The 12,652-nt window shown below is 35.0% G+C and carries 7 protein-coding genes; 5 read left to right on the forward strand and 2 right to left on the reverse strand.

All coding sequences use genetic code 11. From position 1 onward, the window contains the following. Positions 1–7 precede the first annotated feature (7 nt). Positions 8–2,512: an OmpA family protein gene (locus J0M08_08095; GenBank protein MBN8703011.1), complete on the forward strand. Its 2,505-nt coding sequence runs from the start codon at positions 8–10 to the stop codon at positions 2,510–2,512. 36 nt (positions 2,513–2,548) lie between these two features. Here the strand turns inward: J0M08_08095 and J0M08_08100 are convergent, their stop codons facing one another. Continuing rightward, positions 2,549–3,073, reverse strand: a complete 525-nt coding sequence (locus J0M08_08100; protein MBN8703012.1) for a hypothetical protein — start codon at positions 3,071–3,073, stop codon at positions 2,549–2,551. Between the two features lie 88 nt (positions 3,074–3,161). Between J0M08_08100 and J0M08_08105 the strand changes: the two genes are divergently transcribed. Next, entirely contained in the window at positions 3,162–4,193 is a 1,032-nt protein-coding gene (locus J0M08_08105) for a dipeptide epimerase (protein ID MBN8703013.1), read from the forward strand. Between the two features lie 343 nt (positions 4,194–4,536). Here J0M08_08105 and J0M08_08110 read toward each other — a convergent pair whose 3' ends face one another. Continuing rightward, positions 4,537–5,745 (reverse strand): RsmB/NOP family class I SAM-dependent RNA methyltransferase, encoded by a 1,209-nt coding sequence (locus tag J0M08_08110; protein ID MBN8703014.1) that lies wholly within the window; start codon positions 5,743–5,745, stop codon positions 4,537–4,539. Positions 5,746–5,805: 60 nt separating this feature from the next. On the opposite strand from J0M08_08110, the gene J0M08_08115 reads away from it, so the two are divergent. From J0M08_08115 to J0M08_08125, 3 genes are all read left to right on the forward strand, one after another. Continuing rightward, on the forward strand, positions 5,806–7,170 hold the full coding sequence (locus J0M08_08115; GenBank protein MBN8703015.1) for a sodium:solute symporter family protein: 1,365 nt from the start codon (positions 5,806–5,808) through the stop codon (positions 7,168–7,170). A 153-nt stretch (positions 7,171–7,323) separates the two neighbouring features. Next, the gene (locus J0M08_08120) at positions 7,324–8,958 is read left to right on the forward strand and encodes a T9SS type A sorting domain-containing protein (GenBank protein ID MBN8703016.1); all 1,635 of its coding nucleotides are present in this window, start codon (positions 7,324–7,326) and stop codon (positions 8,956–8,958) included. A gap of 147 nt (positions 8,959–9,105) precedes the next feature. After that, the gene (locus tag J0M08_08125; protein MBN8703017.1) at positions 9,106–12,399 is read left to right on the forward strand and encodes a PKD domain-containing protein; all 3,294 of its coding nucleotides are present in this window, start codon (positions 9,106–9,108) and stop codon (positions 12,397–12,399) included. The last annotated feature ends 253 nt before the right edge of the window (positions 12,400–12,652 follow it).

The raw sequence follows: 12,652 nt of genomic DNA on the forward strand, positions 1-12,652 counted from the left end.
TTTTAATATGTATAAGATAGTTTCTAAGAAAACGTTATTTCTTTTTGTTTCAGTGATTGTATTCGCTCATGTAGCAATAGCTCAATCGTATTCATTAAAAAAGGGGAATAAACTATATAGTCAAAAGGCTTATGCTGAAGCCATTGCTAGCTATGAAAAAGTTTTGATAAAGAATTCTGATAACGCAGAAGCAATTATTAAATTGGCCGACTGCTATCGACTCACCAACAATACTTCAATGGCTGCTAAAATGTATGCCAAAGTGGTAGAGCTAAAAGAATGCCAACCTATACATAAGTATTACTACGGTCAAACGTTAATGAGTATGGGTAATTACTCAGAGGCAAAACGTTGGATGGAGCAGTATGATTCGGATGCAAGAGGAACAACTTTTGCTAAATCAATAGCCAATATAAATCAGTTTTTTAAGGATAGCGATAGTTATATAATTTCGAAGCTTCCGTTTAATTCGGCTCAAAATGATTTTTCACCGACAATATATAAGCAAGGCATTGTTTTTATGTCATCAAGAGAAAAAGAAACTAATATGTTGCTTCGCACGCATGCGTGGACAAACAAACAATTTTATAGCTTGTACTATACAGATAAAAGCGGTACTAATTATTCGGAACCTAAATTTTTTACAAAAAATATAAGTTCCAAATTTAATGATGGTCCAATTTGCTTTTCTAAAAATAACAATGTTGCATATTTTACTCGCAACAATATTGAAAAAGGAAAAGTTGCTAAGAGTGCAGAGGGTGTTGTTAAGCTGAAAATATTTTCTGCAAAAATAATTGAAGATAAAGAAGGAAAAACCGTATTTGAAAACAGTATTCCTTTTGCTTACAATAGCAATGAATATAGTTGTGCTCATCCTGCCATTAGCAATGATGGAACAAAACTGTTTTTCACTTCTGATATGCCCGGAGGTTTTGGTGGAATGGATTTGTACGTATGCACGAAGGAGGGAGAAGGTTGGAGCAAGCCAACTAATTTAGGAGATAATATCAATACAAAAGGAGATGAAGTGTTCCCTTTTATTCATTCAGATGGCACGCTTTTTTTCTCCTCTAATGGGAGAGAGGGAATTGGCGGGTTAGATATTTTTTATACGATGTATCGTTTCGGAGAAATTAGCTCGGTAATTAATATGGGCGCTCCAATTAACAGTTCCGGAGATGATTTTTCTTTAACGATTAATGCAGACAATAAAACAGGTTATTTTAGCTCAAATAGGCAGAATTTAGATTTGAATGATGACATTTATTCGTTTATAAAACTAAAAGAGAAATTTAGCATTGTAGTGGTAGATGAAAAAACAACACTTAATATTAAATCGTCCATGGTAAAGATTAAAGACATGGTTACCGGAAGAATAATAGAGAAACAATTAGACAATGGTGTCCTTGAAATTGATTTATTCCCCAACAGAAAATATGAAGTAGAGGGGATTGCCGATACCTACAAAAACAATACAATCGCTATCATTACCAATCCATCTAATCCTAACATAGAAGTAAGACTAGCCAAAGCAATGGTGCTAGATTTAAATGTGTTGGTTCTGAATAATTTTAAAGAAAAATCTCCGGTTGCTAATGCGCAAGTTTCGATTATTGGTAGCGATGGAAAGTCTGTTTTGGTAGCTACAAACGAGCAGGGTAAAATTATATCGATACCACTTGTCGGAGAGAACTTGTATTCGCTTACTGCAAGCTTAAACGGGAAAACTTCGGATAAGGCAATAGTATCAACAGAAGGAGCTAAGGAAACAAAAACATACGAACAAACACTGTACTTAGAAAATATTGGAGCTGTTTGTTTGTCGGGAGCTGTACGCGATAAAATGAACGGGCTAATACCACTGGGTGGCGCAAAGTTGATTGTTACCGACCCGTTGACAAACGAAAAAGTATATGAAACAGTTTTAGATAAAGATGGGAAATATAAAACTTGTCAATTAGAAACAAATAAAGTGTATAAGGTTACGGCTATTAAATCAGGCTATTTTACTACGAGCGAAGAAGTGTCTACGTTGGATAAGAAAAAGTTGGCGCTTAAGCAGACGTTGCTTTTTGAAAAAAATGTAGATGTAGAACGCATAATAGTAGGTCGTTCTATTAAAATAGATAATATTTATTTCGACCTAGGGAAGTGGAATATTAGAAAAGATGCGGCTAAAGAACTTGATAAAATTGTTCGTTTGCTAAAAGAAAACGATGATATTGTTATCGAACTCGGTTCTCATACAGATTGCAGAAGTCCGTCAAAGTCCAATTTGGATTTATCTGATAAGCGTGCAAAATCATCTGCTCAGTATATCGTTGATCATGCTATTGAGGCAGTACGCATTACCGGAAAAGGGTATGGTGAAACACAATTAGTAAATAAGTGCGAATGCGAAGGTCCCAAGAAAGTGCCGTGTACCGAAAAGGAGCATCAGGCAAACAGAAGAACCGAGTTTAAGGTAGTTGGTTTTCTGAAAGACGGAGTTATTATCTACGAAAAGTAGATAATAGGAGAGAATAATGATTTGTTGATTGTATTTTTAAGAAGCTTTGCCAGAAGCTGATTTGGTTTTAGCAGTAATGCTTTTAGCTGATTCAAGCATAGTTCTAATTTCCTTTTCTGAAAAGGCATCGCCTTTAATATCTTCAACAACAAATGATTTTTCGCCAGTTTTAATTATAGCATATAAGTGATATTCCGATTGATTTTCGATAATTGACGATTCATACAAAATTGTAGTTGGTTCATCAATCAAATATTTTTTTAGTTTATTTACATCATTCCCAGCTACATCACTTTTAGCTAAGCTAATATCTCCGGCATCTTCAATAATAGATAATTGAAAGCCTTGCCCAATTTTTATTTCTGTTGCACCCCAAGATTGTTGTACAATTTCTGCTGTTCCGTTAGTCGAGTCTGGTATGTTAATAGTAGCGTCTAATCCGTATTTAGTTAAATCAACCTGTGTCATGCCGGCAGGTACATTTGCATTTTCTTTTGATTCGTTACCGCACGATGCTATAAATAGTACACACGCTATAAGTAATAAAAAATTTGTTCTCATGATTTTTTGTTGTGATTGATTATTCGATACAAATATATACGTATATAAATATTATATATAATATTGACGTATATTTTTTACTGCTATGATTCAACTTAAGTACTACCCAAATCAATTAGAGTTTAAGCATCCTTTTAAAATAGCGCTTAATGCAAGAACATCCACTTCTGTGGTTTTTGTAGAACTTAAAGCCGCAAGTTTTTCCGGTTATGGAGAAGCTTCGCTTCCTCCATACCTTAAAGAAAATCAAGCAAGTGTTGAGCAATATTGTAAAAAAGCGGCAGTGTTATTAGAGAACTACGAAGGAGAAATAAATTTGAATGAACTTTTAAATGTACTATGGAATTGTATGCCTGAAAATTATGCAGCTAAAGCTGCTTTAGATATGGCAGCACACGATTTAGTTGGCAAAATAAGTGGTAGGAATATAAGAGAGATATATGGGATACGTGGGCATACAAATTTCCCTACATTTTTTACTATTGGAATAACCGACAACGAAAAGGAGTTGCACCAAAAGTTAGATGAAGCAAAAGAATATTCATTATTAAAATTAAAACTGGGCTCGACCAATGATAGAATGCTTGTATCTAATGTACGTTCATATACAGATAAACCTATTGCTGTTGATGTAAATCAAGGCTGGAAAACAAAGGAGGAAGCCCTTGATATGATACAATGGTTGCAAACAAAAAACGTGTTGTTTGTAGAACAGCCGATGAATAAAAAAATGTTGGATGAACACGGTTGGTTAAAAGAGAAATCTCCACTTCCAATTATTGCAGACGAGTCTTTACAAACTTTTGATGATTTAGATGTTGTTGCAAATTGTTTTGATGGAATTAATATTAAGTTGATGAAGTGTGGTGGTATTAGAGAAGCATTTAAAATAATTACTAAAGCTCGAAACCTTAAGTTGAAGATTTTGATTGGTTGTATGTCTGAAACTTCGTGTGCAAACTCCGCAGCAGCTGTATTAGCGGGATTGGCAGATTGGGTTGATTTAGATGGCCCATTATTGATTAAAGAAGATTTTTTTTGGGGATTAAATTTTTCGAGAGGAAAAATTTATTTGAATGATGAACCAGGGTTGGGAGTAGAGAGACAAAAACTATTGTAAAAGAAAAGCCCCCGATTCCGGGGGCTTGATTCTTACTTTTTCTTTTTAGCTGCTGCTTTCTTTTTAGGAGCTGCTGCTTTTTTCTTAGGAGCTGCTGCCTTCTTTTTTGGAGCTGCTGCTTTTTTCTTAGTTGCCATGGTTTTTGGTTTTAGTTTATGCATCTAAGTAACTAAAAATGATTCTATAAAACAAACTATTGTGCATTTATTTTTTCAACAGCTTTTTGTTAACAACGTTGGATTTCGATTTTTAGTTCTTGCTCATGTTTAAATATTTTATTTTTTTAAATGAGTGTGCTCTTGTATGTGTTGTTGATAAAGGGGTGTAGGGTGTTGTGTGAAAATTATTTTTTTCTTTTCAATAAAGCCATGTAAAATCCATCTCCATTTTTTTCTTCCGGAAGAATTCTTTTTTCTTTTACAAAATCCCATTCACTTCCTTTTTTAGTTAAAAAGTTTTGAATTTGAATCTCTCCTTCGCCTTTAAATATGCTGCATGTAGCGTAAACTAAAATTCCTTCGGGTTTTACCATCAACGAATATTTTTCAAGAAGTTCTTTTTGGAGATCAATTAATCGATTATACCCATCTTTTTCCAATTTCCATTTCATGTCCGGATTTCTTCTCCAAACTCCACTTCCCGAGCAGGGAATATCAAGCAAAACTAAATCTGCAGAGTGGTGCAATCGTTTTATTGTTTTGCTCGACTCAATTGTTCTAGGTTCAATAATTGATATTCCGTTTCGTACCATTCGCTTTTTTAGTTCGTCCAATTTCCATTTGTGAATATCCAATGCAATAATTTTACCTCTATTATTCATGAGCGTTGCTAAATGCAGCGATTTCCCTCCGGCCCCTGCACATGCATCTATTACACGCATGCCCGGTGTTACGTTGCAGAAAATACTTACTTGCTGTGATGATACATCTTGAAATTCGAAGTGCCCATTTTTAAACTGAGGTGTCTCGAATAAATTTTTATAGGTAGTAACAAATAGTGCATCCTTGGTTTCCTGAAATTCTGTTGCATCAATTTTGTTCTTGGCAAATTCGGAAACTAGATTGGAGGTGGTTGTGCGAAGCGTATTTGTCCGAACGTGTATTTTAGAGTTTTTGTTTAATTCGTGCAGTATGTTTTTCCACTCATCGCCATAATCATTTTTTCCAAGTTCATTAATCCAATCAGGAACAGATTCTTCGTTTTCTGTTTTTGCAACAACGTATTTACCCAAAATGTCAGTTTGTGTGTTCTCCGACACATTGTTGTAGTAATTATTGTTTCTGCAAGTTGCCCAAGCAAAAATTACTTTTCTAATTTCTAAATTAGTACTCATGTGGTTTTCTATTCCCGCTGCAGCACACCACAATCGCCAGTAACGAATAAGGTCGTAAATGTCGTTTATAAATAACGACCTGATTTTTATATCGTCAAAAAACTTATTGTGCTTAAACGTTTGTTCTAGCTCTTTGCTAAGTGTTTTGTTTTCGAAAAGAGTATGTTTAATGATTTGTTCGAATGCCGGTATAAAATTATTTTTGTTTATCTCGTTCATAATTGTTTAGTTGGTTATATAAAAGTAATATTAACTAATTCAAAATACGCTTTAATATACGTGCTGATACTTTTTATTCTTATTTATATACTTGTTACTTTATTTATAGGCTTGTTTTCGGCAAGGTATTTAAAGTCTACTTCCGATTTTATTGTAGCCGGACATCGCTTGCCATTGTCTATGGCAACAGCTACCGTTTTTGCAACATGGTTTGGATCCGAAACTCTTTTGGGAGCATCTTCTCAATATGCAGAGTATGGATTAATTGGAGTAATTGAAGACCCATTTGGAGCATCGTTGTGTTTGTTGCTAATTGGTTTGTTTTATGCACGACCTCTTTATAGAATGAAGTTATTAACCTTTGGAGATTTTTATAAAGTTACATTTGGTCCTAAAGCAGAAATTGTAGCCGCACTTTTTTTAATTATATCTTATTTTGGTTGGATAGCAGCTCAAATGGTTGCAATGGGAATTGTAGTGAGCTTGTTAAGTGGTTGGGATTTGCATGTCTGTATTATTGCTACATCGGCTATTGTTATACTTTACACCTATGTTGGCGGAATGCTAGCCGTATCGGTCACAGATTTTATTCAAATGATTTTTATAATCATTGGATTGGTAATCGTTTTACTTTTTCTTTTGCCGGAAGTCGGAGGAATTTCAAAATTATTTTCTGAAATACCTAAAAGCCACTACTCTATATCGCTAACAACTCCCAGAGATTATATTTCTTTTTTTGCAGCACTCATTACACTCGGTTTAGGTTCTATTCCGCAGCAAGATGTTTACCAACGTGTGATGGCATCCAAGTCGGAGAAAGTAGCGGTGGTATCTTCTATTATTGGAAGTGTTTTGTATTTTACCATTGCCTTAATTCCTTTAGTTTTGGCTTTGATTGCAAAAAAAATGAATCTTGATTTTGGAGATGATATTCAAAACATGTTGCCAACACTAGTACTTACTAAAACACCTTTATTGATACAAATATTGTTTTTTGGGGCTTTGATATCTGCAATTATGAGCACAGCAAGTGGAGCTATTTTGGCCCCCGCTGTAATTTTAAGTGAAAATATTTTAAAACCTCATTTTTTTAAAAGGAAATTAAGCGATAAAAAATTATTACGTATTACACGTATTAGTGTTTTGGTTGTTTCGGCTATTGCATTAATCATGGCATTGGTGCGCAGAGATATTTATGAATTAGTAGGAGAAGCTTCTGCAATTAGTTTGGTTTCTTTATTTGTGCCACTTACGGCCGGTTTGTTCTTTAAATTGAAATCGGAGCGTGTTGCCTTGTGTTCTATGCTCGGAGGGTTTGCAACTTGGGTGATTTGTACTTTATTATTTCCAGATAGCTATCCTATTGTTGTTGGTTTGTTAGCAAGTGTACTGTTTAGTTGCTTCCCAGCAAAAAAGAGTAAGTAGTGGTTGTTTTTTTACGGACGGTATTAATTTCTTAAATAAATAAAATGTCTTATCTTTTTAAAATGAATTTTTAAACAATATCGTATATATATAGTACTAACCACAAATAATATCTAAACAAAATACCCCAACCACTATTTAAAACACAAACAAATGAAAAAAAAACTACTTTTTATTGCAGTTGTATTTATTTCGAATCTCAATGCTCAAACATGGCAGCAATTAGAAAAAATTGTGGCCTCCGATAGAAAATCGAATCAACAATTTGGAAACGCTGTAGATATTGATGGTCCCTATGCTATAGTAGGAACTTGGTTAGAGGATAGAGATGGGAATGGGCAAAACACAATGCAGATGGCAGGAGCTGCATACATATTTGAAGGGGACGGAAAAACAGGTTATACGCAGAAAGTAAAAATTTTGCCAAACGATAGAGACACAGTTGCAGAATTTGGGTACGATGTTGCAATTTCAGGCAACTACGCAATTGTAGGTTGCCCTGCTAATGATTTTGATGCCAATGGAAGTAATTATGTAGATTGGGCCGGAGCTGCATATATATTTGAAAAACAATCTTCCGGTTCTTGGATTCAAGTGCAAAAGCTTGTAGCGTCCGACAGGTTAGCTGGCTCTACCAATGGAGGCTCTTTCGGATTTAGTGTTGATATTGATAGTAATGTTGCAGTTATTGGAACATACAATCAAGATGTAATTGTAGGAAGCACACACCATGTGGCTGCTGGAGAAGTTTATGTTTTTGAACGTAATTCTTCCGGTGTTTGGAATGAGACTCAAAAATTAATTGCGTCTGATTTTAATGCAACAGATTATTTTGGAACTTCCGTTGCCATACATAAAAACAGAATAATTGTAGGCAGCCATCAAAACTATACGAATGCAACCGGGGGTAATTTTTCATTCTTTACAGGTGCTGCATATATTTTTGAAAAACAAACTTCGGGAACTTGGACTGAGATGCAAAAAATTGTTGCCAACGACAGGCGCAGTATGGCTTATTTTGGATGGTCTGTAGGAATTTGCAATGATTTTGCAATAATTGGTGCATATGGAGATAGTGCAGATGCTTCTGGGTTAAACAATATTCATAATGCAGGATCTGCTTATATTTTTGAGTATAATACTTCTAATACTTGGGTGCAAACACAAAAAATCGTTTCCTCATATAGAGATAACGATGGACGATTTGGTTGGGCTGTTGATGTTTCGGATAGTACAGCTATTATTGGCGCATTTCAAGAAGGAGACACCTCTTCTATAAATCAATTAACACAAGCTGGATCTACGCATATATATAAGCGTAATAGTTCTGGAAATTGGAATTTATTAAACAAGGCACTTTCGTCCGATTTAGCATCTGGTGATTATTATGGATACGATGTCGCAATTAAAAATGACAGAGCTATTATTGGTGCTGTGTACGAAGACGAAAATGTTTTAGGAACAGGATCTCTATTCAACTCCGGGTCTGCTTATATATTCAGGGCTACTTCGGGTAGTAGTAGTTTGTCTGTGTCAGAAAAAAATAAAAACACATTTGCACTTTATCCTAATCCAACAGCAGATTTTGTTACTATTGTGTTAGAAAATAATCTAGAAAAAGTACAGCTTGAAATAGTTGATGCTACTGGAAAGTTGTTGTTTGAGAATAGCTTTGACAACTCAGCTCCCAAAACTCTAAATCTGTCAAATTTGACAAATGGGTTATATTTAGTTCGTGTAAAAACATCCATTGGAGTATCAACAGAAAGAATAGTAATTAACAGATAATTTTTTTCTGATTTACTACACAATACTCTTTAATAGTTTTGATGATAAATATCATATCGATTTTAATTCGTAAAATCTTGTCGATTATTTTTTATTGTTCATCTAAATTTTTACTTTGTGTAAGTTAACCAATCATAAACAACAGAAATGAAAAAAAATCTACTCTCTTTACTAATTTGTTTAGTGATGCTTGGAGGCAATATGTTTGCTCAAGCTTCATTTTTTACAAGTTCTACTGCAGGCTGTGCGCCAGTTACAGTAACATTAACAAATCAATCCCATTTTATGGGAGATACTACCAAGAATAAGTTTGCTTGGTATGTAGATAATGTTAAAATTGATTCAATGTATAACACAACTCAAGTTTTTTGGGGCGGAGGACATTTTATACAATTGTTCCGTTACGACAGTACAGGAAATTTTATTGGAAGCTTTTCTAATAATATCAATATAGATGGAACTCCAGGAATGTTTTATCCGGAGAATAATTCTACTTTTTGTTCTGGGGAAATGACAAATTACTATATAAATAGTAGCTCATTTTCAAATCTTAATTGGGATTTTGGAGACGCTACCATGTCCAACAATTATGTAAACAAAGCATTTTCTTCTCTCGGGACAAAAACAGTTACGCTTTATTATAATTCGTTTAGTTGTCCTTCCGATACAATAACTCAAAATGTAATTATTACAAATACGATTATTCCTAATGCGCAAATTGGAAACAGTGCCAACAGTGCATGTCCGAACGACTTGCTTAGTTTTTGGAATAATAACGCAACTGCAAATTCTTTCTTGTGGTATTTTGGAGATGGAGACACTTCAACAATGGCTTCTCCTCAGCATTCTTACGCTGACACAGGAATGTATAAGGTAAAGCTAGTTGCAATGAATCTTTGTGGAAATGTAGATGTAGATTCTTTATATATACACATTAATAATGCAACACCGCTTAATTTATTTATAAATGCAAATCCTTTTAATCCTTGTCCTTACGAAGCAGTAAGTTTTTCTTCTTTTGGAGCAGCAGTTTATAATTGGAATTTAGGTGATGGCTCTACTTCTAATAAATCTTTTTTTAATCATCTGTATGCCGATACAGGTAGCTATACAATTACGTTGATTGGTACAAATAATTGTGGCAATAGTGATACTGCAACTTCTATGGTAAATGTTCAGTATCCTACATTTAATAATTTATTTGCGAATATTTTGTTCGAAGGAAACAATATGTGGGGTGTAGATACCTTAAATGTATGTCCTGGAGAATCTTTTGGAGTTAGAAACAACACGTTTTCTAATTCATATTTAACTTACAGATGGGAGTTTGGGGATGGCGATTCGGCATTAACAACCAATGCTACTCATAGTTATACAAACATCGGAAAATATCAAATAATGATGATTTTAACCAGCTCTTGTATGCAAAAAGATACTGCATATAAATGGGTTAAAGTTGTTAACAACATGAAGCCGATGGTTAATCTGCAAGCAGTTCCTCCGTCAATTTGTCCGGGAGAGAATGTTTATTTCTTCGACAATCAAAATGGCGATAAAATTAAATATTCATACTCGGTATGGTTTGGTGATGGCGATTCTCTTGTTAATATTAATTCGTATGCAGATAGCAGTATTCAAGTATTTGCTAAACATACCTATGCTGATACGGGGCTTTATATGTTTACATTTAAAGCTACTAATTCATGTGGTTTAGATTCTATCTATAACGGTATGGTGTATGTTGGAAATCCAAATATGGCACAATTTACGTTGGCGGAAAATAGCAGTGATAATACAGCGCAATGCGTTGGCGAACCTGTTCGTTTCTTTGCTGTAGGTGGGGTAAGTTACGAGTGGAATTTTGGAGACAATACAACAGACACAGGAATGGTTGCAATGCATGCATTTAATGCACCCGGAACGTACTCTGCGTCTGTTATTATTACAAGCGGTTGCGGAACAAAAGATACATTACAAACAACAGCTAATATTACCAATTCAAATTTTCCGAATACGTTTTTTGATATGGATAAAGCATTTGCTTGTGGTGGCGATACCGTTAAATTTAACTACCAAGGCAATGTAGATCCATCTACTGCAGCTACTTATTCGTATGTGTGGGATTTTGGCGATGGAGATACAGCATTTGTGCAAAATCCTTGGCATGTATTTAGTAGCACAGGAAGTTATATGGTAAATCTAACAGTTACAAATATGTGTGGGAACTCAAGTTCTCAGAATAGAAATGTTTCTGTTGTTACTCCAACTACAACATTCACCGGCTTAGCTGCAAGTGCATATTGTGCGAATGATAATTCCCTATATCTACTTACAGGTATCCCTGCGATGGGAACATTTACAGGAAGTGGAATTGCAGGGTCAAACTTTAATCCTTCTGTTTCCGGTGCAGGACAACATGCCATTGTATATGATTATGTAAATAGTTTAGGTTGTTCTGCTTCTAGTATGCAAACTGCAACAGTTAATGTTCCTCCTACAGCAGATGCTGGAATGAATGCTGCGGTTTGTGCCGGAGGAAATGCTCAGTTGCAAGCAAGTGGAGGTGGTAATTATTTATGGTCTCCATCTACAGGGTTAGATTTTACAAACATTTCTAATCCAAGCGCTTCTCCTTCTGCAAATACTACCTATACTGTTAGTGTATCTGATGGAATTTGTTCAAGTACTGATACTGTTTTAGTATCTATTGCCGCTGCATTAACTGCTAATGCAGGCTTGGGCGATACTATTTGTACAAACCAAACAATTCAGTTGATGGGAACAGGTGGTGGTAATTATGCGTGGAGTCCTTCTACGGGATTATCAAACGATTCAATTGCTAACCCGATTGCATCTCCTACAGTTACTACGGTTTATGTGTTAACGGTATACAGTGGAGCTTGCACTAATATGGATACAGTTGTAGTTACAGTAGGAGGAACAAATGTTACATTTGCACCTACTACAAATACAGTTTGTTTATCTGTTTCTTCACTAACATTATCCGGAGGTTTACCTACAGGAGGAATGTATATTGGCACGGGTGTTTCTAACGGAGTTTTCTCTCCTTCTGTTGCAGGAGTTGGGTTACACACAATTTGGTATAGCTATACATCTGCTTTGGGTTGTGTTGATAGTACATCTGCAACAATTACCGTTAATACTTGTAACACAAGTGTTGATGAAAATTCAATAAATGGGTTGGCTAACATTTATCCAAATCCATCCGAAGGATTAGTAAATGTTCAATTCAATACTGTTGGAGAAACTTCTGTTGCAATTTATGATAGCAGAAGCCAACTTATAGCTTCAGAGAAATATAGTGTTATTGTAACCGGAACTACTAAGCAAATTTCTTTAGATGGATTTGCTAAAGGAGTTTATTTTGTAAGAGTTGCCACCCCAAATGGCACATTAAATAAACGAGTGGTGCTTCAATAATTCAAAAGTTCGTTATATTAAAACAAAAGAGAAACGCCCCGCAAATGCGGGGCGTTTCTCTTTTGTAAATGCTGCAAGTTGAATGTCTAGGTGTTAAGTAGTAAGTTCTTTCGTGATGCGCGTGTCGTCATATCGAGCGAAGTCGAGATAGAGCGTTGCTCTGAGTATTGAAACTAATAGTTGTACCGTGATTTGCTTTACTCACAATGTGTTTATTTTTTTTTAATTGTGTTCGTGAACCTCGCGAAAAACT

This window comes from Bacteroidota bacterium, assembly GCA_017303975.1.
Taxonomy (GTDB): Bacteria; Bacteroidota; Bacteroidia; order JAFLBG01; family JAFLBG01; genus JAFLBG01.

Bases quoted from the DNA above. Each gene is read 5' to 3' on its own strand.
- J0M08_08095 (MBN8703011.1), top strand. From the start codon at position 8: ATGTATAAGATAGTTTCTAAGAAAACGTTATTTCTTTTTGTTTCAGTG.
- J0M08_08100 (MBN8703012.1), bottom strand. From the start codon at position 3,073: ATGAGAACAAATTTTTTATTACTTATAGCGTGTGTACTATTTATAGCA.
- J0M08_08110 (MBN8703014.1), bottom strand. From the start codon at position 5,745: ATGAACGAGATAAACAAAAATAATTTTATACCGGCATTCGAACAAATC.
- J0M08_08120 (MBN8703016.1), top strand. From the start codon at position 7,324: ATGAAAAAAAAACTACTTTTTATTGCAGTTGTATTTATTTCGAATCTC.
- J0M08_08125 (MBN8703017.1), top strand. From the start codon at position 9,106: ATGAAAAAAAATCTACTCTCTTTACTAATTTGTTTAGTGATGCTTGGA.